We start from the raw sequence: 26,957 nt of genomic DNA, 5'->3' as shown, positions 1-26,957 counted from the left end.
CGTAGCGCCCTCCGTATTCCCCGACGACCGTTCAGCGTGAGTTACTTGGCAAAGGCAAGGTTTCGCCTTGCCACGGAGTCGGGGGTCGTGGTCACCTGATCAGGCATCCTCTCGTGGACGGAGACCCACACCTCGTGAGCGCCGATCTGGCCGAATCGCCCGCCTCCGCCGCAACCGCACCGCCCGCTCGCCCGACCGTGGCGATCCTGGTGCTCGCGTCCTGCGGTCTGCTGGTGTCGCTCATCCAGACGATGGTCGTGCCCCTGCTGCCGCAGTTCCCGCGGCTCATGTCGGTCTCCCCGTCGACGGCGGCGTGGCTGGTCACCGCCACCCTGGTCGCCGGCGCGGTGTCCGCGCCGGTGCTCGGCCGGCTCGGCGACATGTACGGCAAGCGGCGGATGCTGCTGATCTCGATCGCGCTGATCCTGGCGGGCTCGGTCATCGGGGCCGCGGCGCCGAACATCGTGCTGCTCATCGTGGGCCGGGTGCTGCAGGGCGTGTCGTTCGGCGTCATCGCGCTCGGGATGAGCCTGATGCGGGACGTGCTGCCGCCCGAGCGGGTCGGCAGCGGTGTCGCGCTGATGAGCTCCTCGCTCGGCGTCGGCGGCGCGATCGGGCTGCCCATCACCGGGCTCGTCGCGCAGTTCACCTCCTGGCGCTGGCTGTTCGCCGGCGCTGCCGTGGTCGCGGTGATCCAGCTGCTGCTCGTGTCGCGACTGGTCCCCGAGTCGCGGGTGCGCACCGGCGGCCGGTTCGACGCCGTCGGCGCCGTCGGGATCGCCGCCGCCCTGGTCTGCCTGCTGCTCGGCATCTCGAAGGGCACGGAGTGGGGCTGGACGAGCCCGACCGTCCTCGGCCTGTTCGGCGCGGCCGCCGTGCTGCTCGCGATCTGGGCGCGCTGGGAGCTGGGTCGCCGCGCCCCGCTCGTCGACCTGCGGGTCTCGGCCCGCCCCGCGGTGCTGATGACGAACAGCGCCACGGTGCTCATCGGCTTCTCGATGTTCGCGACCTTCATGCTCGCGACCCAGATCCTGCAGGCGCCCGTCGAGACCGGGTACGGCTTCGGGCTGTCGCTGCTGGTCGCCGGCGTGGTGCTGCTGCCGATCGGCGGGTCGATGGTCGTCTTCTCGTCCGCCTCGGCGATCATCTCCCGGATCCGCGGGCCGCGGACCACCCTGATCCTCGGCACCGCGCTGCTGGCGGTGGGCAACGTCGGGTTCGCCCTGCTGCCGTCGTCGGAGCTGCTGCTGATCGGCACCGCGACCATCGGTGCGATCGGGGCCACCCTCGCCTACTCCGCGCTGCCTCTGCTCATCATGCGGGCCGTCCCCGAGACCGAGACGGCCGCGGCGAACAGCCTGAACACGCTGATGCGCCAGCTGGGCACCTCGACCTGCACCGCGGTGGTCGCGGCCGTGAGCACCGCGCTCGTGATGGACGTGGGCGGCGAGACGCGGCCCGCCGGCACGGCCTACACCGTCGTCTTCCTGGCCGCGGCGGTCGCCGCGGTGCTGGCGATGGCCATCGCCGCCGTCACGCCGGCGCCCGAGGGCGTCACCGACCCGCGCGACGACCCCGCGCTGGCGAGCCGGGCAGCGGCCTGACGTCTCACCCGGGTTTCTGGCGGCAACCCAGCCGCGCGGCTACCCTGGCGCGCATGACGTCCGCAGCGTCTGCACCGTCGCCCGGATCGGCCTGGACCGACTTCGACAGCGGCACCTGCTCCGTCGCCCGCACGGCGGCGCTGATCGGCGACGCCTGGACCGTGCTCGTGCTGCGGGACATGTTCAACGGCGTGCGCCGGTTCGACGACCTGGCCGCGCACCTCGGCATCGCCCGCAACGTGCTGACCCGCCGGCTGGCCGGCCTCGTCGACGCGGGCCTGGTGGAGAAGGTGCCCTACCGCGAACCGGGCCGTCGCGAGCGCCACGAGTACCGGCTGACGCCCGCCGGCAAGGACCTGCGCGTCGTCATGACGGCGCTGCGGGACTGGGGCGACCGGCACCTCGCCGGCGAGGCGGGGCAGCCCATGGTGATCCGGCACGCCGACTGCGGCGCCGAGGTGCATGCGGAGCTGCGCTGCGAGGCGGGGCACCTCATCGAGCCCCGCACCAAGCTCACCTCCGACCCGGGCCCGGGCGCCCGACTCCGCTCGGTCTGAGGCGCAGTACGGCCCGAGCACACCCCTTCAGGCAAGGCGCACTCCCTCAGCCACACTCCGTCGGCCGGCGCCCTCACTCCCCCCGGGTGTCGCGGCGGAGGGGGTGTTCCGGGGGGATCTCCACGATCCCGATCTTCACGCCGTCGGGGTCGGTCAGCCACATCTCGTCGAGCCCCCAGGGCTCGCGGCGCGGCTCCCGGACGATGGTGGCGCCCCGGTCCGCCAGCTCCTTGTGCGCGGCCGCGATGTCCCGCACCTGCATCCAGAGCGCGACGCCGGTGCGCTCCGCGGGAGGCTCGGCGGCGTGTCCCGACACCTCCAGGAACCCGCCGCCGAGGAAGAACACGGTGCCGCCGGGGAACTCCCGGTAGACGGCCAGCCCGAGCACGTCCCGGTAGAAGGCCGTGGTCACGTCCGGGTCGGCCGGGCGCAGCAGCACCCGTCCGGCGAGGATCTCCATCTCGGCGAGCCTACCCAGCGGAGGGCCGTTCCAGGCGTGCCGCGGGCAGACCGTCGGGCCCCGCGGGCGCGTCGGGGTCGATCCGGAGCGCGGTCATGATGCGCGCGAGGCCGAGATAATGCGCCGCGGTGAGCGCGATCTCCACAATTTCCCGTTCCGAGAACTCGGCCGCGAGTGCCGCATAGTTCTCGTCCGACACTTCCCCGTCACGCACGAGTGCCGCGGCGAATTCCAACGCCGCCCGGCTACCAGGGTCGAAAGTCCCTAGTTCGCCCCGGTCGAGGGCCTCGATCTGCTCGGCGGTGCCGCCCGCGGCGAGCGCGATCGGCACGTGCTGCTCCCACTCGTAGCGCGCCGCGAGCCGTCCGACCTGGAGGATGACCAGCTCGCGCAGCAACGGGTCGATCGCGAGATCGGCGAGGACCGCGCCCCCGAACTTCAGCCACGGCCGGAAGGCTGTCTCGGCGTGAGCGACCATCTGGAAGACGTGCAGCTGGGGCATCTTCGCCAGCGTCGAGGCGACGGCGGGCGGGGCGGTCTCGGGGGTCAGGTACGTGACACGGGCCATGCCCCAGGACCCTAGAGCGGATCGGCACCCGGTGCCAGAACCCCGCGTCCGCCCGCGGCCGGCGTCGTCCACACCGGACGGTGACACGTCGATGATCTGCGCGGACTCCGGGTCCGCACAGCGAACCCACTGGTAAAACCCTTGAGTAGAACTCGCGGGTAACATTTCCTCGGATACCCAACAATAGGGATCAGCAGACGGGTGAAGAGCCAGGTCACGTTCCGATCTCCGGTCAATTCCCGCTACGGTTCTCTCACCGCCGAAGCACGAAACCATCCGGGTCGTCGCGCCGCCGCCCGCCGCGCCGACCTGTGTTTCCGCCTTGTTCGGCCCACGTTTCGATCAGCGTCGCCGCCTGGAGGCAACCGTATGAAGCCGTTCGTGGTCAACCGCCACGGCCGCCTCGTGTTCCCTGCGAACTTCTCGCCGGATCTCGACTTCTCCGTGCTGGACACGCTCGACGGCGCGGCCGCCGTCATCGGCCGGGACTTCGAGTCCAAGGCCCCCACCGGGACCGAGATCGCCGAGCGCGTGGCCCGCGGCGCGTACACCCGCCGGTACGACCTGCTGCGCGACCTCGGCCAGAACCTGTTCTGGGTCAACCGCTGGGCGCTCACCATGTACGAGAAGCGCCCCACCCGCTGGCGCGACCTGCCGCGCACCCGGGACGACGTGTTCCTGCCCGTCGTCACCCCGTGGGTCGACGCCGAGCGCAAGGCCGCCGCCGTCGTCGAGGCCTGGCAGGCGCTGCCCGAGGGCCGGTACCCGGAGGTCGAGGAGCGGCTGTTCGGCCTGCTCAACGACGTGTACGGCAACCGCAAGCACCACGCGACGGACCTCGAGCCCGTGAAGCCGACCGTCGCGGAGTTCCTCGCGGAGCCCGGCGCCCTCACCTTCGTCCTGCCCGACCTGGAGCCGGACTACCCGACCTTCTCCCCGACCGAGATCCTCGACGCCCACGAGGAGGCCCCCGAGCTGGAGGCCCTGTCCCGCTGGGCGATGGTGCTGCACAACCAGTACCCGTGGACCCGGTCGCGGACCGAGCTGCGCGAGGCGTCGGCGATCGGCGACGACGATGTCGTCATCGCGTTCCACCCGCGCACCCGGGAGGTGGCGGCGTTCCTGGACCGGGTCCGCAACGGAGCGCCCGTCCGGACCCGCCCCTCCCGGCCCGCCGTCACGCCCGTCGCGCCGGCCACGCCGCTCGAGCCGGTGAAGGTCGCCGAGACGTTCGCGGTCAGGCCGGCGATCGAGTCGCTGGCGGTCGTGCGCGGCGAGCACGTCTGCGAGAACACGGACGTCGTGCGCAACACCAGCTTCTCCTGGTCGCCGATGAGCGCCGCGGAGATCACGGCGAAGACCGGGATCGAGCGGCGGCGCTACTCCGAGCACGACATCGGCGACCTCGCGCTCGCCGCGGCCGACGCCGCCCTCGCCCACTCCGGCCGCAAGCCGGAGGAGATCGGCGCGGTCCTCGTGGCGACCTGCACCAGCGACCGGCTCATCCCGTCGCTGGCCACCTGGCTCTCCGGCGAGCTCGGCCTCCTGCAGACCCACTGCTCGGCGGACATCGTGGCGGCCTGTGCCGGCCTGCCCTACGGCCTCGCCGAGGCGGTGCGCCAGCTGCAGGAGGTCGGGCGACCGGTGCTGCTGGTCTGCGTCGAGAAGTTCAGCGACAAGATCGGCGGGGTCCGCACCTCGCGCATGATCTTCGGGGACGGTGCTGCCGCCCTCGTCGTCGCGCCCGCGGCGGAGGGGTCCGCGGGCGACGTCGAGGTCCTGCAGACCTACGCGAGCGGCCCGCCCGCCCAGGTCAACTCGATCATCTGGCCGAACCCGGAGTTCGACAACGACATCACGGTCTACGGGCCGGAGGTGAAGGCGCTCGTCGCCCGCTACCTCGAGCAGATGATCGGCGAGCTCGACGCGCTGCCCGGCCCGGCGGGCGGGAAGCTGCTCGACGCGATCGAGCTGATCGTGCCGCACCAGGCCAACCGCACGATGATCGTGCAGCTGGCCGAGAAGGCGGGGCTGAGCGCCGACCAGCTGTACTTCGACATCGGCGACATGGGCAACGTGTCCGCCGCGTCGATCCCGATCGCGCTGTTCGACGCCGTCCGCGACGGCGTCATCGACCGCCCGACGCGGGTCTTCGCGCCCGGTTTCGGGGCCGGCGCGGTCGGCGGCTACGCCGTCCTCACCGTCGACCCCGCCATCATGGCGCCGGAGGTCGTGCTGCCGCCCGCCGTGCGGGACCGGTCGACAACGGTGTTACCGCGGAATCCGGTCGCCGGAACCTCGGTGGAGGATGTCCACGCGGCCTTCGGGGCGTAGCAGGATGGCCCTCGTGAGCAGCTTCTCCCGGATCGCGATCGTCAACCGTGGTGAGCCCGCCATGCGGCTCATCCACGCCGTACGCGAGTGGAACGCCGCGGGTGGATCCCCGCTGCGGACCGTCGCGCTGCACACCGCCGTGGACCGTCGCGCGATGTTCGTGCGCGAGGCCGACGAGGCCGTGCTCATCGGCCCGGACGACCCCGACCACCTCGGTCCGTCGCCCTACCTCGACTACGCGGAGCTGGAGCGCGCCCTGAAGGTGGCCCGCGCCGACGCCGTCTGGCCGGGCTGGGGCTTCGTCTCCGAGAAGGCGGAGTTCGCCGAGCTGTGCCGGGACCTCGGCATCACCTTCATCGGCCCGTCGCCCGAGGTCATGCGCGACCTCGGGGACAAGATCGCCGCGAAGAAGCTCGCCGAGCGCGTCGGCGTGCCGCTCGCGGCCTGGTCCGGCGGCCCGGTCGCCGACCTCGCCGAGGCGCGGGAGAAGGCGGAGACGATCGGCTACCCGCTGATGGTCAAGGCCACCGCGGGCGGTGGCGGCCGCGGCATCCGCAAGGTCACCACGCCGGACGAGCTGGCCGAGGCCTTCGAGCGCGCCTCCTCCGAGGCGGGCAAGACCGCCGGCGACGCGACCGTGTTCCTCGAGCGCGCCATCAGCGGCGGGCGGCACGTCGAGGTGCAGGTCGTCGCCGACGCCACCGGCGACGTCTGGACCCTCGGCGTGCGCGACTGCTCCGTGCAGCGCCGCAACCAGAAGGTCATCGAGGAGTCCGCCTCCACCGCGCTCGACGCCGAGCAGGAGGAGCTGCTGCGTTCCTCCGCCGCCGAGCTGGCCCGCGCCGCCGGCTACGTCAACGCCGGCACCGTGGAGTTCCTCTACGAGCCCAAGGAGCGGCTGCTGTCGTTCCTCGAGGTCAACACCCGGCTGCAGGTCGAGCACCCGGTGACCGAGGCGTGCACCGGCGTCGACATCGTCAAGCTGCAGCTGCACGTCGCGGGCGGCGGCAAGCTGGCCGACATCGCGCCGGAGCCCCCGCGCGGCACCGGCTGGGCGATCGAGGCCCGCCTCACCGCCGAGGACCCGGAGCGCGGCTTCGCGCCCGCCCCCGGCGTCATCGAGCACCTCGCGCTGCCCGCCGGCCCCGGGATCCGGGTGGACACCGGCGTCGCGACCGGGGACGTCATCCCGCCGCAGTTCGACTCGATGATCGCCAAGATCATCGCCTGGGGCCGGGACCGCGAGGAGGCCCGCGCCCGGCTGCTGCGTGCGCTGCGCCAGACCGCCGCGGTCATCGACGGCGGCACCACCAACAAGGCCTTCCTGCTCGACCTGCTGCAGCGGCCCGAGCTGATCGCCGGCGAGACCGACACGACCTGGCTCGACGGGCTGATGGCGCAGGGCTACACCCCGCCGCGCCGGCTCGACGTCGCGCTCCTCGCGACCGCCGTCGAGGCGCACGACGGGCACGTCGCCCGCCAGCAGGAGCGGCTGTTCACCGCCGCCGAGCGCGGCCGGCCCGAGGTCGGCGCCGAGACCTGGCACCAGACCGACGTCCGCGCGGCCGGCGAGTCCTACCGGCTGCGGGTCGCCCGGACCCGCGCCAACCGCTACCGCGTGGTGCTCGAGGTGCCCGGCGGCGCCCCGCAGGCCGTGGACGTCGACGTCGAGCGCTCCGGGCGCTTCGAGCGCCGGCTCACCGTCGGCGGCACCACGTACTCGGTGCTGTCGGCGCCGCAGGACACGGACTACCTCGTCGAGGTCGACGGCGCCGTGCACCGGATCTCCGGTGGCGAGGCCGGCATGGTCCGCGCGCCCGCCCCGGCCATGGTCGTGGCCGTCCCGGTGATCGCCGGGCAGGAGGTCGCCGAGGGCGACGTCGTCGCGATCGTCGAGTCGATGAAGCTGGAGACCGCGCTGCGGGCCCCGTTCGCGGGCACGGTCGCCGAGGTCCTGGTGCCGTCGAACACGCAGGTCGAGGGCGGCACGAAGCTGGTCCGGCTGGAGCCCGCGGCCGACGCCGCCGGCCCCGCCGCGGGCGGCGACCGCGCCGACTTCGCCGCGCTGCTCGGCACCGGTACCGACGAGGACCCGGCCGCCACCGCCGCCGACGCCCTCACCGCGCTGCGCTGGCAGGTGCTCGGCTTCGACGTCGACGAGCGGGAGTCCCGCCCGCTGCTCGCCCGGCTCGACGCCGCGCGCGCCGCGCTGCCCGGGGACGACCCGGCCGTGCTCGCCGGCGAGACCGCCGTGCTGCGGATCTTCACCGACCTGTCCGCGCTGTCCCGCAACCGCCGCGAGTCCGACGAGCCCTCCGACGGCAACGGCAACGGCAACGGCGAGTCCGGCCGCAACCCGCAGGAGTACCTGCACGCCTACCTGCGGTCCCGGGACGTCGAGCAGGAGCAGCTGCCGGAGTCCTTCCGCGCCAAGCTGCGCCGCGCGCTCGCGCACTACGGCGTGGAGCTCGAGGGTTCCGGCACGCAGCTCGAGCCCGCGCTGTACTGGATGTTCCTGGCGCACCGCCGCGCCACCGCGCACGAGCCGGTGATCCTCAACCTGCTGCAGTGGCGGCTCGCGCACCCGGAGTCCCTGACCGGGCTGCCGGCGGCGACCCGCGAGGAGTACCTGCGCACGCTCGACGGCCTGGTGCTGGCCACCCAGCTGCGCCATCCCGTCGTCGGCGACCTGGCCCGCCGGGTCCGCTACCACTCGTTCGACGCCCCGGCCGTCGAGGCGGAGCGCGAGCGTGTGCAGCGCGAGGTCCGCGTGCAGCTCGACGAGCTGGCCGAGCACCCGGACACCCCGGACCGCGCCCGGCGGATCGAGGCGCTGGTCGCCTCGTCCGAGCCGATCCTCGGGGTGTTCGGCACGCGGCACAATGCCGCCCTGCTCGAGGTCATGACCCGGCGCTACTACCGGATCCGGCCGCTGCAGGACCTGCGGATCAGCGAGAGCATCGGGCAGCCGGTGCTCACGGCGTCCTACACGCACCGCGGCAACGACCACTCGGTCCTCGCCACGGTGATCGACAACAACGACCCGCGGCGCGCGCTGGCCGCGGCGAACCAGATGCGGCGCCTGGTCGAGGAGCTGCCCGAGGGGCGCACGGCGCTGGTGGACCTGTACGTGACGTCCACGCACGCCGACGACCGGGGCGACCCGGACGCCCGTGCCGACCGGGTCCGCGCCGCGATCGGGGCGGTGCCGGCGGGCCGGGTGGCCCGCGTCGCCGTCGCCGTGCGGCCGAACCCGTCCGGGGCGCCGGACGCGCTCGCCGACCCGGGCCCGGTCTGGTTCACCTTCCGCCCGGAGTCCGACGGCACGCTCGTCGAGGACCGCACGCTGCGCGGCCTGCACCCGCTCGTCGCGGAGCGGCTCGGGCTGTGGCGGCTCGGCAACTTCGACCTGCGCCGGCTGCCGGCCGAGCCGGACGTGCACCTGTTCCACGCCACCGGCAAGAACGTGCGCGAGGACCAGCGCCTGCTGGCCCTGTCCGACGTCCGGCGGCTCACCGTGCTGCGGGACGACGCCGGCGTCATCCGGTCGCTGCCCGAGCTGGAGCGGGCGATCGACGCCTGCCTCGACAGCCTGCGCAGCGCGCGGAGCCGGGACCCGAAGCTGGCCAAGCTGGGCTGGAACCGGATCCTGCTGCACGTCTGGCCGGTCGTCGACATCCCGTTCGAGGAGCTCGACACGGTGGTCCGGCGGCTCGCCGCCCGCACCGGGTCGCTGGGCCTGGAGCAGGTGCTGGTGCAGTTCCGCGCGGACCGCCCGGGCGAGGCCGGGTCGAACGAGGGGGGCCCGCACGAGTACCTGCTGCGGCTGTCCCGGCCGCCGGGCGCGGGCCTCACCGTCCGGCTCGACGAGCCGCCGACGGGCCTCATGCGCGAGCTCGACGCCTACGCCCAGAACGTGATCAAGGCGCAGCGCCGCGGTGCGGTCTACCCGTACGAGATCATCCCGATGCTGACCGGGCCCGACGGCCGGTTCGTCGAGTACGACCTGGTCGAGGGCTCGGGGGTCGACCCGGTGGCCGAGCCGGTCGAGCGCGAGCCCGGCCGCAACACGGCCAACATCGTGCTCGGCACGGTCACCATGCCCACGGCGAATCAGCCCGAGGGCATGACGCGGGTGGTGCTGCTCGGCGACCCGACGCGGGGGCTGGGCGCGCTGGCCGAGCCCGAGTGCGCGCGGGTGTGCGCGGCGATCCGGCTCGCCCGCGAGCTGGACGTGCCGCTCGAGTGGTTCGCGGTGTCGTCGGGCGCCAAGATCGCCATGGACTCCGGCACGGAGAACATGGACTGGATCTCGCGTGCGCTGCGGGCGATCATCGAGTTCACCCAGGTGGGCGGCGAGGTCAACGTCGTCGTCACGGGGATCAACGTCGGCGCCCAGCCCTACTGGAACGCCGAGGCCACGATGCTCACGCACACCAAGGGCATCCTGGTCATGACGCCGGACAGCGCGATGGTGCTCACCGGCAAGCAGAGCCTGGACTACTCCGGCGGCGTCTCGGCCGAGGACAACTTCGGCATCGGCGGCTACGACCGGATCATGGGCCCGAACGGGCAGGCGCAGTACTGGGCGCCGGACCTGGCCGGGGCCGTCGACGTCCTGTTCCGGCACTACGAGCACACCTACCGGGTGCCCGGCGAGCGGTTCCCGCGGCCGGCCCCGACCAACGACCCGGTGCAGCGCGACGTCACGACCGCGCCGCACGAGGGCGGGGAGTTCACCACGCTCGGCGAGATCTTCTCGCCCGAGACCAACCCGGGGCGCAAGAAGCCCTTCGACATCCGCTCCGTGATGCGCGGCGTGGCCGACCTGGACCACGCCCCGCTCGAGCGGTGGGCGGACATGCACGACGCGGACTCCGTCGTCGTGTTCGACGCACACCTGGGCGGCCAGCCCGTGTCCCTGCTCGGCATCGAGTCGAAGCCGATCCCGCGGCGGGGCGTGCTGCCCGTCGACGGGCCCGAGCAGTTCACCGCGGGCACGCTGTTCCCGCGCTCGTCGAAGAAGACGGCGCGGGCGATCAACGCGGCGAGCGGCAACCGGCCGCTGGTGGTGCTGGCGAACCTCTCCGGGTTCGACGGCTCGCCGGAGTCCCTGCGCTCGCTGCAGCTGGAGTACGGCGCGGAGATCGGCCGGGCGATCGTCAACTTCGACGGCCCGATCGTGTTCTGCGTGGTCTCCCGCTACCACGGCGGGGCGTTCGTGGTCTTCTCCGCGACGCTCAACGACCACATGGAGGTCGCGGCCGTCGAGGGCTCGTACGCCTCCGTGCTGGGCGGCGCGCCGGCCGCCGCCGTGGTGTTCGCCGGCGAGGTCCGCAAGCGGACCGCCGCCGACGAGCGGGTCACGGCCCTCGAGGCGCGCATCGCCGCCGCCGTCGAGGCCGGGTCCGACGCCGAGGCCTCCCGGCTGCGCGCCGAGCTCGCCTCGGTTCGGGCCGCCGTCCGCTCGGAGAAGCTCGGCGCCGTCGCCGAGGAGTTCGACAGCACCCACTCGATCCAGCGGGCCCAGCGCGTCGGGTCCGTCCACAAGATCGTCGATCCGCACCAGCTCCGGCCGTACCTCGTCGACGCCGTCCGCCGGGGCATCGCACGCACCCTCGAGGAACTGGAGACCTGATCATGACCTCCGCCGCCCCCGCTCCGCTCGCGACCGACACCCACCCCGAGCCCCGCGTCGCCCTCGTCACCGGTGGCGCCCGCGGGATCGGGGCGGCGATCACCACCGCCCTGGCCCGCTCCGGGGTGCACGTGGCCGCCGGCTACAGCTCCAACTCCAAGGCCGCCAACGACCTGGCCGAGAAGCTGCGCGCCGAGGGCTGCTCGGTCTCGGTGCACCAGGGCAACGTCGGTTCCCCGGAGGACTGCCAGCGCTACGCCGACGAGGTGCTCGCGGCCCACGGGAAGATCGACTACCTGGTCAACAACGCGGGGATCACCGTCGACAAGACGGTGCGGCGGATGACCGTCGAGGACTGGCACGCGGTGCTGCGGATCAACCTCTCCGGCGCGTTCTACATGACCAAGGCCGTGCTGGACCACATGTCCGGCAACGGCTTTGGCCGGATCGTCAACATCAGCTCGGTGATCGGCGAGTCCGGCGCCGTGGGCCAGGCGAACTACGCGGCGTCGAAGTCCGGCCTGTTCGGGTTCAGCAAGAGCCTGGCGCAGGAGGTGGCGCGCAAGGGGATCACGGTCAACTGCGTGGCCCCGGGCTACATCGAGACCGAGATGGTGGCCGCGGTCCCGGAGAAGGTGCTGGAGAAGCTGCTCGCGAACGTCCCGGTCGGGCGGCTGGGCCAGGCGCACGAGATCGCCCGCGCCGTCCAGTTCCTCCTCGACGACGACGCCGGCTACATCACCGGCAGTGTCGTCGCGGTCAACGGCGGGCTGGACATGTAACTCCCTGCTCAGGCGAACGGCGCTCTCGCTCGTTCCCGGTGAGCGAGAGCGCCGTTCGCGTTCTCTCATCAGTTCTGACGATCGCCGGCGGGAGCGGTAACAGGAGCAGCAGGTTGCGCCGAAAGGCCCAACGTGACCACCTCTTCGCAGCCGCCGCAGGGCGGGCAGCCCCAGTACCCCGGCCCGTACGGGCCGCCGCAGCAGTACGGCCAGTACCCGCAGTACGGCCAGTACGGCGCCCCGCAGCAGCCGTGGGCGCAGGTACCGCAGCAGTACGCCCCGGTCCCGCCGTCCGCGCCGCAGCCGCGCAACGGCCTCGGCACCGCCGGCTTCGTGCTCGGCCTGCTGGCCCTGCTGTTCGCCTGGATCCCCTTCGTCGGCGTGATCGGCTGGCCGCTGTCGATCCTCGGCCTGATCCTCTCGGGCTTCGGCCTGCAGCGCGTCACCAGCGGCAAGGCCGACAACAAGGGCCTCTCGGTCGCGGGCATCGCGCTGTCGGCGATCGCCCTGCTGGTCTGCATCCTGTGGGCCACCGCCTTCGCCAGCGCGGTCAGCGAGACCTCGACGTCCTCGGGCACGGTGTCCGGCGCGGCCCCGACGGCCGCTGCGGGCGCACCGGCCGCAGCGCAGACGGTGAGCTTCGGGCAGACGTACACCTACAAGGACGGGCTGGCGGTGACGATCGCGGCGCCGGCCGACTTCACCCCGTCGCGGTTCGCCGCGCCGCAGAACGTCGACCGGGCGGTCCTGCTGACCGTGACCGTGCAGAACGGCACGACGCAGAACTACGACGTCAACACCTTCGGCAACGGGCCGAATGTGACCTTCGACGGCGCGAAGGCCGAGGAGATCACGGACCTCGACCAGCTCCAGCTCGCCGAGTCCGCCACCGTCCTGCCCGGCAAGAGCTACACGTACGAGAAGGCCTTCGCCGTCGGCTCCGGCACCGGTGAGCTGCAGGCCGAGTGGACCCGTGAGGTCTTCTCCGACCCCGTGATCTTCATGGGCCGGGCCTGACCCCCGAGCCCGTCACCGGGCCACACCGGGTGGTCACGCACCGGCCCGGTGACCACGGACGGCGTCCCCGCCTCCCGCGCGGGGACGCCGTTCGGCGTTCTCTACCGCCGGCAGAGGTTCTTGGCGGCGAGGATGCGCTCGACCGCGCGGTCGTTGTCCACGGCGGCGATCTTCCCGGAGTCGAGGGCCTGCTGGAGGGTGTCGAGGATCGGGGCGACCGGCTCGACGTTCGACGACAGCGCAACGTCCGCGCCCGCCGCCAGCGCCGTCAGGCTCGCCTGCGGCAGCGTGAACCGGTTGCTGACGGCCTTCATCGCGCCCAGGTCGTCCGTCATGACCACGCCGTCGAACCGGTACTCGTCGCGCAGCAGCGTGTAGGTCGCCGGGGTGAGCGAGGAGGGGAGGTCGTCCGTGAGGCCCGGGACGTCGAGGTGCCCGACCATCACGCCGACCCGATCGTGGTCCAACTGCGCCAGCAGGTCGGTGTACGGCTTCAGGTCCGCCTGCCGCAGCTGGTCGAGCGGCGGCACGGAGACGCGGCCCTGGTGCGAGTCGCCGCTGGAGTGCCCGTGCCCGGGGAAGTGCTTGAGCACGCCGTAGACCCCGGCCTGCCGCAGTCCCTCCTCGAAGGCGCCGGCGTAGCGGGTGACCACCGCGGGGTCGTTCGAGAAGGAGCGGTCCCCGATCACCGAGGTGGCCGGCTGGTCGCTGACGTCGACGTCCGGCGCCAGGTCCCAGGTCACGCCGCGCGCCGCCAGCTGCCGGCCGCGCTCCTCGGCGAGGGCGCGGACCTGCTCGGGGGTCTTCCTCGCCATCGCGCGGGCGCTGGGCAGCTCGCCGTCGAGGTCGTCGATGCGCTGCACGCGGCCGCCCTCGTCGTCGACGGCCACGGCGACCGGGAGGTTCCCGGCCTCCTGCACGGCGTCGAGCGCCTTGTTCTGCAGCAGGGCGTTCGCGTTGCCGCCCAGGAAGATCCCGCCGACGTGCGAGTCCCGGACGATCTTCGCGGCACCGGCGGGGTCGGCGGCCTCGACGCCGACCATCAGCCGTTGGGCCAGGCGGTCGCGCGGGCTGAGCGCCTCGACCATGGAGACGCAGGTGGGGCGTGGGTCGGCCGGCTCCGGCGCGGCCTGCGGGTCGGGCGCGGCCTGCGGGTCGGGCGCGACCTGCTGCTGAGGCGTCTGCTCAGCGCGGGCGGAGAGCGCGACGTCCGGCGCCGCCCCGGTGATCACGCCGATCCCCGCCAGCAGCGCGCCCACCACGAGCCCGGCGCTGAGGACCGAGACCGCCCGGCGGCGCCGACGCGGCGGGCGCGGCCGCTCGGGGGCTTCGGGCGCCAGGTCTCCGGGAGGGAAGCTCTCGATCCGCATCGCACCCCAGTGTCCCTGCCGCGCCGGGCCGTCCCGCACACCCCCGCCCCGCGCGTCGCGACACGGCTCAGCCGAGCGGGGGAACCTGCTCCCCCACCGGCGGCGGCTCGGGCGGGGTGCCGTCGCCGAAGGGGCGCCCGCCCAGCTCCTCGCGGTGGTGCGGGGTGAGCCAGCCGGAGAGGTCCGGGCCGGCCGGCACGATGCCCGTCGGGTTGATCTCCTTGTGGACCCCGTAGTAGTGCTGCTTGATCTGGGTGAAGTCGATCGTGTCGCCGAAGCCCGGGGTCTGGAACAGGTCCCGCGCGTAGGCCCACAGCACCGGCATCTCGGTGAGCTTCTGCCGGTTGCACTTGAAGTGGCCGTGGTAGGCGGCGTCGAAGCGGACGAGCGTGACCCACAGCCGCACGTCCGCCTCGGTGATCGTGTCGCCGACGAGGTAGCGCTGGTCCGCGAGCCGGTCGGAGAGCTCGTCGAGGCGGTCGAACAGCGCCGTGTACGCCCGCTCGTACGCCCCCTGTCCCTTGGCGAACCCGGACTTGTACACGCCGTTGTTGACATCGTGGAAGATCTGCTCGGAGATCTCCTCGATCTCGTCGCGGTACTTGTCCGGGAACAGGTCCGGCGCGCCCGGGCGGTGGTACGCCGACCACTGGGTGGCGAAGTCGAACTCGAGCGCCTTGTAGTCGTTGGTCACGACCTTCCCACCGGCCACCTCGACGACCGCCGGCACCGTCACGCCCTGGTCGTAGCCCGGCACCGCCTTCTCGTAGGCCTCGCGCAGGTACTCGATCCCGAGCACCGGGTCCTTGTCGTCGGGGTCGAGGTGGAAACGCCAGCTCCGGTCGTCGTGCAGCGGGCCGGCGATGCCCAGCGAGATCACCGGCTCCAGGCCGTGCAGGCGGCGCGAGATGATCGCGCGGTTCGCCCACGGGCAGGCCCGCGCCCCGACCAGGCGGTAGCGGTCCGGCTCGACGGGCCACGGCGACGACCCGTCCGAGGTGATCCGCTCCTGTACGCCGAGCGGCTCCCGCACGAACTCGTCCGTGCTCGACTGGGCGGCGCCTGCGATGTCGGCCATACCTGGAATCTAGGTCCTCCCGGCCCGTCCCGCCGTGTGGTCGAATCCGACCATGGTCGCCGCGACGGAGCTGTCGGATCTGGTACGCCCCGGGATGCGGGTGGCGCTCGGCGACGGGTGCGGCACGCCGCTCGCCCTGCACGGCCCGCTGAGCCGGGCGGCCGAGGGCAAGGGGGTCCGGCTCGTCGTCGGCTGGATGCCCGGCCTCGCGCCCGACCTGGACCCCGAAGCCTTCGCCGACATCCGGGTGCTGATGGGCGGGCCCGGCGTCCGACGCATGGTCGAGGCGGGGCAGGCGCACGTCGTCCCCTGCCGGCTGTCCGCCGTCCCGGCCCTGATGGCCGGCGCGCTGAGGCCCGACCTGCTCGTCGCGACCCTGGTCCGCGGCCCCGACGGCCTGCACCTCGGCGCCGAGGCCTCCTACCTGCGCGGGCTCGTCGACGCCGGGGTGCCGGTGGCCGCCGTCGTCTCCACCGCCGCGCCGCTCGCCGAGGTCGGCCCGCCGATCCCCGAGGAGCAGGTCACCGTGCTCGGCGAGACGGACGCGCCCCCGATCGAGATCCCCGACGCCGTCCCCACCCCGGCCGACGAGATCGTGGCGCGGCACGTCGCCGGGCTCGTCCCCGAAGGCGCGCGCGTGCAGGTCGGACCCGGGCGGCTCGCGCAGGCGATGGTCGGGGCCCTCGAGGTGCCGGTGCGGATCGACTCGGGGCTGCTGCCCGATCCGGTCGTCGACCTCGACGCCAAGGGCCTGCTGCTCGACGAGCCGGTCGCCGCCTACCTCTGCGGCACGCGGCGGCTCTACGAGTGGGCCGACGGCCGGCGGATCCTGCACCCGATCGAGGTCACCCACGACATCGGGCGGCTGTCGGCGGCCGGGGCGCCGCCTCTGATCGGCCTCAACGCCGCCCTGGAGATCGACCTCGACGGCCAGGTCAACGTCGAGGGCGTCGGCCGCGCGAGCGCCGGCATGATCGGCGGGCACCCCGACTTCTGCGCCGCGGGCGTGCGGGGCTCCGGGCTCTCCGTCATCGCGATGCCCTCGACGGTCAAGGAGCGGCCCACCCTCGTCGAGCGGCTCTCCCGTCCGGTCACCACGGCCTCGCACGACGTCGAGGTGGTGGTCACCGACCGGGGCGTCGCCGACCTCCGCGGGCTGGACCGGGGGGAGCGCCGCGCCGCCCTGCTGGAGCTGTGGGACGGGGAGGTGCGGTCGTGACGAGCCGGGTGCTCGCGGTGGCCGTCGACGCCCGGGACGCCGCGGAGCTCGCCCGCTTCTGGTCCGCCGCGCTCGGCCGCGGCGAGCCGTTCACCTGGGACGACGCCACCGGCACGACCTACGTCGAGCTTCCCGGCGAGCCGGCGCTGCTGTTCCAGCCGGTGCCCGAGGAGAAGTCCAGCAAGAACCGGATGCACCTGGACCTCGCGCCGCCGGAGGGCACGGGGCAGGGCGAGGAGATCGCAAGGTTGGTCGACCTGGGCGCACGGGTGCTCGACGAGGCGGAGGGCCATCCGGGGGTCGTGCTCGCCGATCCCGAGGGCAACGAGTTCTGCGTGCTCCCACCCCGGTGAGGGCAAAAGCCCAGCTCACCGCGGGTCGTGAGTGGCAACTGCCCCTCTAGCGGCAGTTGCCGCTCACAGGAAGTCGCGCAGGGCGGAGAGGGTGGCGGGCAGGTTCTCCTCCACCAGGAAGTGCCCGGCGTCGGGGATCGCCCGGCCGGTGACGAGGGCGGGGTCGGCGGCGTGGCGGCGCCAGACCTCGGTCGGGGGTTCGGGGTTGCGGCCGACCACGCCCTTCTCGCCCCACAGGACCAGGGTCGGCGCACGGAGCGTCGCGCCCTCGGCGTCGTGTTCCAGGTCGATCGTGGCGCCGGCCCGGTAGTCCTCGAGCATCGCGTGCCGCGCCTCGGGGTCGGCGAAGGCCTTCTCGTACGCGGCCAGGGACTCGGCGTCGTGGGCCGCGAGCCCGCTCCCCCAGCTGCCGAGCAGGCGGTGCAGGTAGTAGATGGGGTCGCCGGCGATGAGACGCTCGGGCACGTCGGCGGGCTGGATGAAGAAGAACCAGTGGTAGTAGGCCTGGGCGAGCGCGCGGTCGACGTGCTCGTAGACGTAGCTCGTCGGCAGGATGTCCAGCAGCGCCAGCTTCTCCACGCGGTCGGCGTGGTCGAGGGCGAGCCGGTGGGTCACGCGGGCGCCCCGGTCGTGCCCGACGACGGCGAACCGCTCGAAACCCAGCTCGGCCATCACCCCGGCCTGGTCGGTCGCCATGGCGCGGAACGAGTAGCCGTAGTGGTCCTCACCGGAGGGCGGACGGTCGGACTCCCCGTACCCGCGGAGGTCGGTCGCGACGACCGTGTGCCGCTCGGCCAGCTCGCGCATCACCGGTCGCCACATCACGTGACTCTGCGGGAAGCCGTGGAGCAGGAGCACCGGAGGGCCCTCGCCGCCGCGCGTCCCGTGGATCCTGACCCCGTCGACCGTGACGTCGAAGGACGTGAACCCCGTCGTGTCCGCCATGGTCCGGACCGTAGCCCGGCCGATCGCCGTCGGCAGCCGGTTCGGCGTCCCCGGACCGGGTCTCGAACACCCACGCCTTGAGCACGGCGAACCGGATCAGCCCGCCGAGCACGCTGGCCAGTGTGACCGCCGCCGTCTCCTCCAGCGGCGTGGCGCCGGGGACGATCTCGTGCAGGACCAGCAACACGGCGGTGCTGTAGCCGGCGTAGAAGGCGACGGTCCCCGCGTCCTGGATGTAGACCCGCCAGCGGTGGGCCGAGGCCCCCTGGAAGGTGAAGCGTCGGTTGATCTCGGTGCTCACCGCGGTGCTGAGCAGCAGCGCGACGAGGTTGGCCGGCACGGCGTCGAGGACCAGCCGCATGAGCAGGTAGAGCAGGGCGTTGACGGCGGTGCCGAGCCCGCCGACCACGCTGTACCGGACCAGCTGCGCCAGCAGCGGGAAGCGCGCCCGGAACGCAGCGGCCCCACGGCCCAGTCCCGCCACGGCACCGGCGGTGAGCTCGGCGAGTACGTGCCCCGGGTGCGTCACCCCGACCGCCCTGCTCGCCGTCACCCGTCCACCTCTTCCGCCGATCCCCGTGACCGGTACCTTTGTCGCATCCCCGCCTGGGTCTACGCCCTTCCTCAGCTGTGCAAACGCTGTGAGGGACGATCTTTCATCCCGACGGGGAGATCCGTGACGGAGTCGTGATCAGCTCTACCCGTCACCGGTCCGTGGCACGCGCGTTGACTGTGTGAGGTCGATCGCCACCCGTCCGGGTGGCGGGCCGGGACATCGACAGGGGGACGGCCGGACATGCGTCGGACGGCACTGGCACTCGCGGTCATCGCGCTCGTCGCGACGGGTGGCGTCGCGGCCGCCACGGCGGCCTCCGCGGCCCCGACGAATGATCCGGCCGTCGCGCACGGCTACTACCTGGCGCAGAACGGGACCGCGTGGGACGGCTCCTGGTCGCCCCAGTCGGACACGCTCGTCGACCCGAAGGTCGGGCACTGCTACGACCTGACGTCGCTGGCCACCGGCCCCGGCGCGGACTGGACGGAGTCGGTGAACCGCACCGACAAGGTCGCCCTGCTGTCCGCGAAGACCTGCGCGCAGCAGCAGGAGGACGCCGAGAACACGAGCGGGGAGGCCGCAGCGGCCGCGCATCAGGCGGCGCGCTGGACCTCCCCGGACTCGGTGTCGCCGGGCTCCGGCGACTACACGTTCCGCTCGGTGAGCTTCGCGAACGTGCCCTGACGAGGGATCAGACCTGCAGGAAGACCGTCTCCCGGTCGCCCTGCAGGTGGATGTCGAAGCGGTACTCCGCCTCCCCGACCTTCTCGGCGACCAGCGTGTCCCGCCGCTCGGCCGGCACGGCGGCGAGGAGCGGGTCGGCGTCGTTGCCGGGCTGGCCGGCGAGGTAGATCCGGGTGACGACGCGGTCGAGCAGGCCGCGCGCGAACACCGACACGTCGAGGTGCGGCGCCTCCTGGGCCTCGGTGTCCAGCGCCGGCAACGCGCCGGGCAGCACGGTCCGGACGCTCCAGCGGCCCGTCTCGTCCGTGCAGCTGCGCCCGAAGCCGAGGAAGCCCGGGACGGAGGGCTCGACGGCCCCGCGCGGGTCGTCGGGGTGGGCGAAGCGGCCGTCCGGGTCGGCCTGCCAGGTCTCGATCAGCCCGTCGGTGATCGGCACGCCGGCGCCGTCGTAGACGATCCCGGAGATCACGATCTCGCCCGGGGTGCCGGGCGGAACGACGTCGGCGCCCTTCGGCCAGTCCAGCCCGAGCCGCAGGTACGGCCCGACGGTCTGGGACGGCGTCAGCGGCAGCTGCTCACTCATGGGGCTCCTCGAACGGGGTCTGCTCGCGGCCGCGCAGCACGATGTCCCAGCGATAGGACAGCGCCCACTCGGGCTGGGTGGTGTCCATGTCGAAGGTCGAGATCATCCGCTCCCGGGCGCCCTCCGGCGCCGACCGGAAGATCGGGTCGAACGCGAACAGCGGGTCCTCGGGGAAGTACATCTGCGTCACGAGCCGCTGGGTGAAGGCCCGCCCGAACAGCGAGAAGTGGATGTGGGCCGGCCGCCAGGCGTTGTGGTGGTTGCCCCACGGGTAGGCGCCGGGCTTGATCGTGGTGAACGAGTACTCGCCGAGCGAGTTCGTGACCACACGGCCGCCGCCGGAGAAGTTGGGGTCCAGCGGGGCGGGCCAGTTGTCGCGCTTGTGCGCGTAGCGGCCGGCGGCGTTGGCCTGCCAGACCTCCACCAGCGTGTCCGGGACCGGGCGGCCGTCGGAGTCGAGCACGCGGCCGGACACGGTGATCCGCTGGCCGAGGGGCTCGCCCTCGTGCTGGCGGGTCAGGTCGTGGTCGTTCGGCCCGATCTCGCCGACGAGCAGCGGGCCGGTGACCTCGGTCAACCGCTGCGGGACGACGATCGGCCGCTGCGTCGGGGCCCGCAGCCCGGTGCTCTTGTACCCCGCGAAGTCCAGCGGCGGGTGGGTGTCCCTCGGCTGCAGGTAGGGCCGGGGATGGGCCAGGGTCATCGATCGCTCCTCTCCGAGCGTCTCGCTGCACGGTGCCTGTCGGCGCGTCGCCCAGCACTGTGGGGCACGGAGCCCTCACCGCTCGACCAGCCTTCCGTTGTGCGGAAGAATGCCCGCTCGTGGCGGGCAGGTCGACGGTGACGGCGCGGGTCCTCGACGTCCTCGGGGCCTTCACCGCAGCCACCCCGGAGCTCTCCCTCACCGAGATCAGCAGGCGTACCGGGCTCCCCCTCACCACGACCCATCGGCTCGTCGGCGAGCTGGCCGCGTGGGGCGCGCTCGAGCGCGGCGAGGGCGGGCTCTACCGGGTGGGGCTGCGGCTCTGGGAGGTGGGTGCGCTGGCCCCGCGCGGGCTCGGGCTGCGCGAGCGGGCGATGCCGTACCTCGAGGACCTGCACGAGGTCACCCGGGAGAACGTCCAGCTCGCCGTGCTCGACGGCGCCGAGGTCGTCTACGTCGAGCGGCTCGCGGCCCGGGACGCGGTGAGCATCCGGTCGCGCGCCGGGTCCCGGTTGCCGGCGACGGCCACGGGCGTCGGGCTGGCGCTGCTCGCGCACGCCGACCCCGAGCACGTCGAGAAGGTGCTGGCGGCGCCCTTCCGCCGCTTCACGGAGCGGACGCTGACCGAGCCGGACCGGGTGCGGCACCTCCTGGGGGAGGTCCGCCGCACCGGCGTGGCGATCAGCGAGCAGCAGATCGAGATGGTCTCCCAGTCGGTCGGGGCGCCGATCCGGGCGGGCCAGGGCCGGGTCGTCGCCGCACTGTCCATCGTGGTCCCGATCGAGGCGAACCCGCACGCCTACGTGCCCGCGGTGCTGGCCGCCGCGCGCGGCATCTCGCGGGCCCTCGGCGCGTCCGCACTCGCCACGCAGCCGTGACCCCGTCCGGGGTTGTGGCGCGCTGGGTGAAGGCGCAACGATCGCCGGCATGGACGTGGTGGAGTACCGGCCGACGCGTGACCAGTACGTCTGGACCTTCGGCGGGGTGGCGCCGTCGCACCGGATCACGCCGGGCACGCTGCTGCGGCTCTGGACCGAGGACGCCTTCTCCGGGCGGCTGACCTCCACGAGCGACCGCCCCAGCGCCGTGCTGAACATGGCCGAGGTCAACCCCCAGACCGGCCCGTTCTTCGTCGAGGGCGCGGAGCCGGGCGACACGCTCGCGCTGCACTTCGTCGACATGACGCCGGCGCGGGACTGGGGCGCGTCGTCGACGATCCCGTTCTTCGGCGCGCTCTCCACCACCGAGCGCACCGCGCTGCTGCACGACCCGCTGCCCGAGCGGACCTGGATCTACGAGCTCGACCGGGCGCGGGGCGTCGTCCGTTTCGCGGCGCAGAGCGTCGACCTGGAGCTCGAGCTGCCGTGCAACCCGATGCTGGGCACGGTCGGCGTGGCCCCGGCAGGGCGCGAGGTGCGGTCGAGCCTGGTGCCGGACCTGTTCGGCGGCAACATGGACACGCCGGAGATGAAGCCGGGCGTGACCTGCTACCTGGGAGTCAACGTCGAGGGTGCGCTCTTCTCGGTCGGCGACGGGCACTACCGCCAGGGCGAGGGCGAGAGCTGCGGCACCGCCGTCGAGGGCGCCATGGACGTCACGCTGATCGTCGAGCTGATCAAGGACACGCCGACGGTCTGGCCGCGGATCGAGTCGGACACGCACTACACCGTCGTCGGCTCGGCCCGGCCGTTGGAGGACGCCTGGCGGGCCAGCCAGATCGGCATGATCGCCTGGCTGGGCGAGCTGTACGGGCTGGACCGGCTCGACGCCTACCAGCTGCTCACCCAGATCTCCGAGTCGCCGCTGGCCAACGTGGTCGACACGAACTACAGCGCGGTCACCAAGATCGCCAAGAACCTCCTGCCCGCCGGGTCGGCGTACGGGGGCATGCACGCCCACCTGCGCGACACGGCCCGCACGATCTAGAGGAGAGACGCGTGGACCTGCAGCTCAGCGGCCGGAAGGCCCTGGTCACCGGCGGGACGAAGGGGATCGGCGGCGCCGTCGTCGACCTCCTGGTGGAAGAGGGCGCCACGGTCGCCTTCTGCGCCCGCAACGCCGACGAGGTGGCGGCCAAGGCGAAGGCGACCGGGGCGAGCGGCCGGGCCCTGGACGTCGCCGACGCGGAGGCCCTCACCGCCTGGGTGCGCGACGAGGGCGAGGCAAGCGGGATCGACATCGTGATCGCCAACGTCAGCGCCCTGGCCATCGGGCCGGGCGAGGAGAACTGGAAGAACTCCTTCGAGGTCGACCTGATGCACACGGTGCGGATGGTCGAGGCGGCGATGCCGTACCTCGAGAAGAGCGACGTGCCGGCGATCGTCGCGGTGTCGAGCGTGTCCGGGCGCGAGGCGGACTTCGCCGGCGGCTCCTACGGCGTGATGAAGGCCGCGATCGTGCACTACATGTCCGGGCTCGCCTTCACCCTCGCTGCCAAGGGCATCCGCGCCAACGCGGTCTCCCCCGGCAACGTCTACTTCGACGGCGGGGTCTGGCAGAACATCGAGCGCACGCAGCCGGAGTTCTTCGCCGAGGCCATGGGGTTGAACCCGACGGGCCGGATGGGAACGCCCGAGGAGACCGCCTACGCCGTCGTCATGCTGGCGAGCCCGCGCGCGAGCCGGATCAGCGGGACCAATCTGGTGGCCGACGGCGCCCTCACACGCGGCGTGCAACTGTAGGGCCGTGCGCGACTTCCGCATCGACGTCCCCGAGGCCGACCTCGACGACCTGCGCGACCGGCTCCGCCGCACCCGCTGGCCGGAGCCGGCCACGGTCGGCGGCTGGACGCAGGGCGTGCCGCTCGACTACGCGAAGGAGCTCGTCGCGTACTGGGCGGACGAGTACGACTGGCGGCGCTGCGAGGCCGAGCTGAACTCGTACCCGCAGTTCACGACGGGTCTCGACGGCGGCGGCGACGACACCGTCGAGGTGCACTTCCTGCACGTCCGGTCCCCGCACGAGAACGCCCTGCCGCTGATCCTCACGCACGGCTGGCCGGGGTCGGTGATCGAGTACGTCGGGCTGATCGACGCGCTGACCAAGCCGGAGGACCCCGCCGACGCCTTCCACGTCGTCATCCCGTCGCTGCCCGGTTTCGGGTTCAGCGGCAAGCCCTCGGTGTCCGGGTGGGGCGTCGAGCGGATCGCGACCGCGTGGGCGCAGCTGATGGACCGCCTCGGCTACGACCGCTACGGCGCGCAGGGCGGCGACTGGGGCTCGATGATCACCGCCGCCCTGGGTACCGGGATGCCCGAGGCCCTCGCCGGCATCCACCTCACGATGCCGCTGGCCGAGGCCCCGCCCCAGGACGAGCGCCGCTCCCTCTCCCGCGAGGAGAAGGAGGCGCTGATGTTCGCCAAGCGCTTCAAGGTCACGGGCACCGGCTACTCGGCCGAGCAGTCCACCCGGCCGCAGACGCTGGGCTATGGGCTCACCGACTCGCCCGTCGGGCAGGCGTGCTGGATCGTCGAGAAGTTCTGGGACTGGACGGACTGCGCCGGGCACCCGGAGAACACGATCCCGCGGGACCGCCTGCTGGACAACGTGATGATCTACTGGCTCACCGCGAGCGCCGCCTCCAGCGCGCGGCTGTACTGGGAGAGCTTCCGCAAACCCCGCATGGACACTGTGGAGGTGCCGACCGGCGCCACGGTGTTCCCGCACGAGATGAGCCGGCTGCCGCGGCACTGGCTCGAGCGCCGGTTCACCGACCTGCGGCACTTCTCGCACCCGGTGGCGGGCGGGCACTTCGCGTCCCTGGAGCAGCCGGAGACCTTCGTCGACGAGGTGCGGACCTTCTTCCGGATGGTGCGCTGACCGAGCGTGGTCGGTAGCGGTCCGGTTGCGCACGTTCGAGTGAGTCGATCTTCCTGACGAAACCTCGCGCCGGGCGACGTGCTCCGGATCTTTCGACTCGCCCGCGGGTGCCGGCACACCCGCCGGGACGTGACACCTCCCGTCGACGGCCTGTGCGAGCAACCTCCGGGGTGTGAGACCGCGCCGTATCGGTCGTGTCGACGCTCGAGGCGGCCGGCGGGGGGTGGGACCTCGCCCTGCGGTTGTGCCGGGCGACCTGGGCGGCCGAACGAGCCGCGAGACTTCCGGCGCCTCTACCCGCCCCGATCGACGCACCTCGGCGGACCGCCGCGCCCGCGCTCACGCGCGCCACACCCGTTCGAGCGCCGCGCACCCCTTCGAACACGACGCTTCCCGCCGAGCACCCCCGCACCCGCCGAGCACGACGCTTCGAGCGCTGCGCCGCCGACTACTCGAACGCCAGCACCGAGGCGGTGAAGCTGTGGAGGTGGTTCCGCCCACCCACCGGCCCGATCTCCCCGGCGGCGAAGAACCCGGCGACCGGGATCTCGCCGAGCTCGGTCCGGACGATCCGCGGGTCGTGGTCGGCGTCGGGGAACATGCCCGCGCCGCGGCCGTTGCACGAGAACAGCAGCGCGCCGCGGACCTGCGGGAGATCGTCGAGCAGGTGGGCGAGGTCCTCGCCCGCGCCGGCGGCGTCGCGCACCTGGAAGCGCACGGTCCGTCCGACCTCGACGACGTCGCCGACCGCCACCGCGCCCGCCTCCGGGTCGATGCCCATCACGCCACGGATGAGGAAGTCGCCGCGGCCGTGCTCGTCGGCGTACTCGTCCATCGCGACGCCCAGATGCAGGGCCTGCGCCGCCTGGTGCCGCTCCTCCGGCGGCAGCGCCTGGACGATCGCGCCGAGCTTCGCGTAGGCCTGCTCGCCGGCCAGCTCCAGCAGAAGGTTCGCCTCCGCCGCGGTCACGATCATCGGCGGCCCGATCGGGCGGCAGCCCTGGCTCACCACGGTCCGGACCCCGGCACCCCGGCCGATCAGCACGCCGGCCGCGCCGCCGTCGAGCACCTCGCCGTCGAGTACGAGTCGGTTGCCGCCGGGCGCCGCGCCGACGCTCGCCAGCCCGCCCATCAACGGCAGGCCCGGGAGCAGCTCGGCGGACCGCTCGAGGTAGCCGCCGACCGGGAACGAGAACGGGTCGACCAGCAGGATCGCCGCCTCCGCGGCGGCTGCGGCCGCCGCGGGTGGCGTGCCGGTGACCTCGATGCCACCGGAACTGCGCCGCGCGCCGAGCCGGAACGTGTCGAGCGGGACGCCGGGCAGGGCCGCGGCGAACACCGAGACCGACGGTTCCTGCTCGACGCCGCGCCCGTCGGCGATCACGCCGTGGGCGGTCGTGCCGATCGCGGCACGGGCGCCCGCCATCTCCATGGCGCGCACGGCGGCCGCGGCCGCCGCGTCGGGATCGCCGCCGCGCCCGGTGGCCACGAAGACCACCAGCAGATCGGGTGCGCGCCCCTCGAAACCGGCCAGCGCCTCTGCGGTCGCGACCTCCGCGGCTCCGCGGAGATCGGGACCGACGGCCAGGCCGTCGCCGAAGATCCTGCCGTCGTCCACGTCGTCCACCTCCCCCGCCACCGCGGGGAGCGCCGGTGGCGACGCAGGAATCGTCGCAGGTCCGGGGCAGCGCGACCAGCCGGTCCGACACGGAAACGGAACGACGAGAGGGCCGCCGGACGTGCCGGACGGCCCTCTCGTGGCGCACGGATGTCGAGCTGCCAGAACGATCACCTACGCCGGGGTCCGCATCGGGCGGACGCGGATCACTCTATCGCAGATGACTTCGACCTGCGAAGAAGTTGCAACAAGGGATAGCGTCGATCACGACCGACCCCGACACGGAACGGAGCACCCCTCGTGGCCCAGTACACGCTGCCCGACCTGCCCTACGACTACGGCGCCCTCGCCCCGCACATCGCGCCGGAGATCATGGAGCTGCACCACTCCAAGCACCACAACACGTACGTCACCGCCCTCAACGGCGTCCTCGACAAGCTCGCGGAGGCACGCGCCGGCGGGAACTTCGACGCGATCGTCGGGCTGGAGAAGACGCTGGCGTTCAACCTCGGTGGCCACGTGAACCACTCGGCGTTCTGGCAGAACCTCTCCCCCGAGGGCGGCGACAAGCCGGACGGCGAGCTCGCCGCGGCGCTCGACGAGGACTTCGGCTCGTTCGACGCCTTCCAGGCCCACTTCACGGCCGCGGCCACCACGATCCAGGGCTCCGGCTGGGCGATCCTCGGCTGGGACCAGCTCGGGAAGCGACTCCTGGTGCACCAGCTCTACGACCAGCAGTCCCAGCTGCCGGCCGGCCAGGTCCCGATCGTGCTGCTGGACATGTGGGAGCACGCCTTCTACCTGCAGTACAAGAACGTCAAGCCGGACTACGTCAAGGCGTGGTGGAACGTCGTGAACTGGGCGGACGCGCAGCAGCGCTTCGCCGCCGCCCGGGCGAGCTGAGCCGCCGGGCCGGGCCCGCACCCCCGGGCCCGGCCCCGTATCACGGGAACCCACACCCCGACTCGCCGGAGGCCGGAACTCCCGCCTCGCGGTGCCGGAACTCCCGACTCGCGGTGCCACAACTCCCGACTCGCGGTGCCACAACTCCCGACTCGCGGTGCCAGAA

The 26,957-nt window shown here is 73.1% G+C and carries 23 protein-coding genes; 14 read left to right on the top strand and 9 right to left on the bottom strand.

The genetic code is table 11. From position 1 onward, the window contains the following. The first annotated feature begins 134 nt into the window (after nt 1-134). Together PKE99_RS29545 and PKE99_RS29540 are read left to right on the top strand one after the other, a co-directional pair. Nucleotides 135-1,604, top strand: a complete 1,470-nt coding sequence (locus PKE99_RS29545; RefSeq protein ID WP_231498322.1) for an MFS transporter — start codon at nt 135-137, stop codon at nt 1,602-1,604. Nucleotides 1,605-1,657: 53 nt separating this feature from the next. Beyond that, a complete protein-coding gene (locus PKE99_RS29540) occupies nt 1,658-2,161 on the top strand; it encodes a winged helix-turn-helix transcriptional regulator (protein ID WP_037049196.1) in 504 nt (167 codons plus the stop codon). A 73-nt stretch (nt 2,162-2,234) separates the two neighbouring features. Here PKE99_RS29540 and PKE99_RS29535 read toward each other — a convergent pair whose 3' ends face one another. Then, nucleotides 2,235-2,621: a VOC family protein gene (locus tag PKE99_RS29535; RefSeq protein ID WP_037049199.1), complete on the bottom strand. Its 387-nt coding sequence runs from the start codon at nt 2,619-2,621 to the stop codon at nt 2,235-2,237. Between the two features lie 10 nt (nt 2,622-2,631). Next, a complete protein-coding gene (locus tag PKE99_RS29530; RefSeq protein WP_051737832.1) occupies nt 2,632-3,189 on the bottom strand; it encodes a carboxymuconolactone decarboxylase family protein in 558 nt (185 codons plus the stop codon). Nucleotides 3,190-3,558: 369 nt separating this feature from the next. On the opposite strand from PKE99_RS29530, the gene PKE99_RS29525 reads away from it, so the two are divergent. The 4 genes from PKE99_RS29525 to PKE99_RS29510 all read left to right on the top strand — a co-directional run bounded on the left by PKE99_RS29525 (nt 3,559) and on the right by PKE99_RS29510 (nt 12,960). After that, nucleotides 3,559-5,523 carry a 3-oxoacyl-[acyl-carrier-protein] synthase III C-terminal domain-containing protein gene (locus PKE99_RS29525; RefSeq protein WP_037049200.1) on the top strand — a complete coding sequence of 655 codons (1,965 nt, stop codon included), beginning with the start codon at nt 3,559-3,561 and terminating at the stop codon, nt 5,521-5,523. Between the two features lie 13 nt (nt 5,524-5,536). Beyond that, a complete protein-coding gene (locus tag PKE99_RS29520; protein WP_425566423.1) occupies nt 5,537-11,161 on the top strand; it encodes an ATP-binding protein in 5,625 nt (1,874 codons plus the stop codon). A 2-nt stretch (nt 11,162-11,163) separates the two neighbouring features. Then, entirely contained in the window at nt 11,164-11,943 is a 780-nt protein-coding gene (locus tag PKE99_RS29515; protein WP_037049203.1) for a beta-ketoacyl-ACP reductase, read from the top strand. 132 nt (nt 11,944-12,075) lie between these two features. Continuing rightward, nucleotides 12,076-12,960, top strand: a complete 885-nt coding sequence (locus tag PKE99_RS29510; RefSeq protein ID WP_051737833.1) for a DUF4190 domain-containing protein — start codon at nt 12,076-12,078, stop codon at nt 12,958-12,960. A 101-nt stretch (nt 12,961-13,061) separates the two neighbouring features. Here the strand turns inward: PKE99_RS29510 and PKE99_RS29505 are convergent, their stop codons facing one another. After that, on the bottom strand, nt 13,062-14,330 hold the full coding sequence (locus PKE99_RS29505; protein WP_051737834.1) for a glycoside hydrolase family 3 N-terminal domain-containing protein: 1,269 nt from the start codon (nt 14,328-14,330) through the stop codon (nt 13,062-13,064). 67 nt (nt 14,331-14,397) lie between these two features. Next, on the bottom strand, nt 14,398-15,408 hold the full coding sequence (locus PKE99_RS29500; protein ID WP_037049205.1) for a glutathione S-transferase family protein: 1,011 nt from the start codon (nt 15,406-15,408) through the stop codon (nt 14,398-14,400). 52 nt (nt 15,409-15,460) lie between these two features. Here PKE99_RS29500 and PKE99_RS29495 point away from each other — a divergent pair, with 52 nt between their 5' ends. Beyond that, the gene (locus PKE99_RS29495) at nt 15,461-16,627 is read left to right on the top strand and encodes an acetyl-CoA hydrolase/transferase C-terminal domain-containing protein (protein WP_037049207.1); all 1,167 of its coding nucleotides are present in this window, start codon (nt 15,461-15,463) and stop codon (nt 16,625-16,627) included. Next, nucleotides 16,624-16,980, top strand: a complete 357-nt coding sequence (locus PKE99_RS29490; RefSeq protein ID WP_037049209.1) for a VOC family protein — start codon at nt 16,624-16,626, stop codon at nt 16,978-16,980. Before PKE99_RS29495 ends, PKE99_RS29490 begins: the two co-directional genes overlap by 4 nt. Nucleotides 16,981-17,043: 63 nt before the next feature. Here PKE99_RS29490 and PKE99_RS29485 read toward each other — a convergent pair whose 3' ends face one another. Both PKE99_RS29485 and PKE99_RS29480 read right to left on the bottom strand, forming a co-directional pair. After that, nucleotides 17,044-17,787, bottom strand: a complete 744-nt coding sequence (locus PKE99_RS29485) for an alpha/beta fold hydrolase (RefSeq protein ID WP_271214942.1) — start codon at nt 17,785-17,787, stop codon at nt 17,044-17,046. Beyond that, nucleotides 17,705-18,478: a GtrA family protein gene (locus tag PKE99_RS29480; RefSeq protein ID WP_081924447.1), complete on the bottom strand. Its 774-nt coding sequence runs from the start codon at nt 18,476-18,478 to the stop codon at nt 17,705-17,707. Before PKE99_RS29480 ends, PKE99_RS29485 begins: the two co-directional genes overlap by 83 nt. 243 nt (nt 18,479-18,721) lie before the next feature. On the opposite strand from PKE99_RS29480, the gene PKE99_RS29475 reads away from it, so the two are divergent. After that, the gene (locus PKE99_RS29475) at nt 18,722-19,165 is read left to right on the top strand and encodes a hypothetical protein (RefSeq protein ID WP_037049215.1); all 444 of its coding nucleotides are present in this window, start codon (nt 18,722-18,724) and stop codon (nt 19,163-19,165) included. A gap of 7 nt (nt 19,166-19,172) precedes the next feature. On the opposite strand, the gene pcaG is transcribed toward PKE99_RS29475, so the two are convergent. Then, nucleotides 19,173-19,748 carry a protocatechuate 3,4-dioxygenase subunit alpha gene (gene pcaG / locus PKE99_RS29470; protein ID WP_037049217.1) on the bottom strand — a complete coding sequence of 192 codons (576 nt, stop codon included), beginning with the start codon at nt 19,746-19,748 and terminating at the stop codon, nt 19,173-19,175. Further along, nucleotides 19,741-20,451: a protocatechuate 3,4-dioxygenase subunit beta gene (gene pcaH / locus PKE99_RS29465; RefSeq protein ID WP_037049218.1), complete on the bottom strand. Its 711-nt coding sequence runs from the start codon at nt 20,449-20,451 to the stop codon at nt 19,741-19,743. Before pcaH ends, pcaG begins: the two co-directional genes overlap by 8 nt. A gap of 119 nt (nt 20,452-20,570) precedes the next feature. Between pcaH and PKE99_RS29460 the strand changes: the two genes are divergently transcribed. Genes PKE99_RS29460 through PKE99_RS29445 form a run of 4 tightly spaced genes read left to right on the top strand, consistent with a single transcriptional unit; the run spans nt 20,571 to nt 24,270 of the window. Then, nucleotides 20,571-21,329 (top strand): IclR family transcriptional regulator, encoded by a 759-nt coding sequence (locus PKE99_RS29460; RefSeq protein WP_037049219.1) that lies wholly within the window; start codon nt 20,571-20,573, stop codon nt 21,327-21,329. A gap of 49 nt (nt 21,330-21,378) precedes the next feature. After that, on the top strand, nt 21,379-22,377 hold the full coding sequence (locus PKE99_RS29455; protein ID WP_037049220.1) for an acetamidase/formamidase family protein: 999 nt from the start codon (nt 21,379-21,381) through the stop codon (nt 22,375-22,377). 11 nt (nt 22,378-22,388) lie between these two features. Further along, a complete protein-coding gene (locus tag PKE99_RS29450) occupies nt 22,389-23,132 on the top strand; it encodes an SDR family NAD(P)-dependent oxidoreductase (RefSeq protein ID WP_037049222.1) in 744 nt (247 codons plus the stop codon). Nucleotides 23,133-23,136: 4 nt separating this feature from the next. Further along, nucleotides 23,137-24,270: an epoxide hydrolase family protein gene (locus PKE99_RS29445; protein ID WP_037049224.1), complete on the top strand. Its 1,134-nt coding sequence runs from the start codon at nt 23,137-23,139 to the stop codon at nt 24,268-24,270. Nucleotides 24,271-24,718: 448 nt separating this feature from the next. Here the strand turns inward: PKE99_RS29445 and PKE99_RS29440 are convergent, their stop codons facing one another. Beyond that, nucleotides 24,719-25,888: an FIST signal transduction protein gene (locus PKE99_RS29440; RefSeq protein ID WP_231498325.1), complete on the bottom strand. Its 1,170-nt coding sequence runs from the start codon at nt 25,886-25,888 to the stop codon at nt 24,719-24,721. Between the two features lie 300 nt (nt 25,889-26,188). Between PKE99_RS29440 and PKE99_RS29435 the strand changes: the two genes are divergently transcribed. After that, nucleotides 26,189-26,791: a superoxide dismutase gene (locus PKE99_RS29435; protein WP_037049226.1), complete on the top strand. Its 603-nt coding sequence runs from the start codon at nt 26,189-26,191 to the stop codon at nt 26,789-26,791. Nucleotides 26,792-26,957: the final 166 nt, after the last annotated feature.

The sequence above is a fragment of the Pseudonocardia halophobica genome (assembly GCF_027922425.1).
GTDB lineage: Bacteria > Actinomycetota > Actinomycetes > Mycobacteriales > Pseudonocardiaceae > Pseudonocardia > Pseudonocardia halophobica.
The sequence above is the reverse complement of the archived record's forward strand: the minus strand, read 5'-3'. Positions and strand labels throughout refer to the sequence as shown.

What these genes read in the sequence shown, in the direction of transcription:
- PKE99_RS29540 (WP_037049196.1), top strand. Translation starts at nt 1,658, where the DNA reads ATGACGTCCGCAGCGTCTGCACCGTCGCCCGGATCGGCCTGGACCGAC.
- PKE99_RS29535 (WP_037049199.1), bottom strand. Translation starts at nt 2,621, where the DNA reads ATGGAGATCCTCGCCGGACGGGTGCTGCTGCGCCCGGCCGACCCGGAC.
- PKE99_RS29530 (WP_051737832.1), bottom strand. Translation starts at nt 3,189, where the DNA reads ATGGCCCGTGTCACGTACCTGACCCCCGAGACCGCCCCGCCCGCCGTC.
- PKE99_RS29525 (WP_037049200.1), top strand. Translation starts at nt 3,559, where the DNA reads ATGAAGCCGTTCGTGGTCAACCGCCACGGCCGCCTCGTGTTCCCTGCG.
- PKE99_RS29515 (WP_037049203.1), top strand. Translation starts at nt 11,164, where the DNA reads ATGACCTCCGCCGCCCCCGCTCCGCTCGCGACCGACACCCACCCCGAG.
- PKE99_RS29505 (WP_051737834.1), bottom strand. Translation starts at nt 14,330, where the DNA reads ATGCGGATCGAGAGCTTCCCTCCCGGAGACCTGGCGCCCGAAGCCCCC.
- PKE99_RS29500 (WP_037049205.1), bottom strand. Translation starts at nt 15,408, where the DNA reads ATGGCCGACATCGCAGGCGCCGCCCAGTCGAGCACGGACGAGTTCGTG.
- PKE99_RS29495 (WP_037049207.1), top strand. Translation starts at nt 15,461, where the DNA reads ATGGTCGCCGCGACGGAGCTGTCGGATCTGGTACGCCCCGGGATGCGG.
- PKE99_RS29485 (WP_271214942.1), bottom strand. Translation starts at nt 17,787, where the DNA reads ATGCGCGAGCTGGCCGAGCGGCACACGGTCGTCGCGACCGACCTCCGC.
- PKE99_RS29475 (WP_037049215.1), top strand. Translation starts at nt 18,722, where the DNA reads ATGCGTCGGACGGCACTGGCACTCGCGGTCATCGCGCTCGTCGCGACG.
- pcaG (WP_037049217.1), bottom strand. Translation starts at nt 19,748, where the DNA reads ATGAGTGAGCAGCTGCCGCTGACGCCGTCCCAGACCGTCGGGCCGTAC.
- pcaH (WP_037049218.1), bottom strand. Translation starts at nt 20,451, where the DNA reads ATGACCCTGGCCCATCCCCGGCCCTACCTGCAGCCGAGGGACACCCAC.
- PKE99_RS29455 (WP_037049220.1), top strand. Translation starts at nt 21,379, where the DNA reads ATGGACGTGGTGGAGTACCGGCCGACGCGTGACCAGTACGTCTGGACC.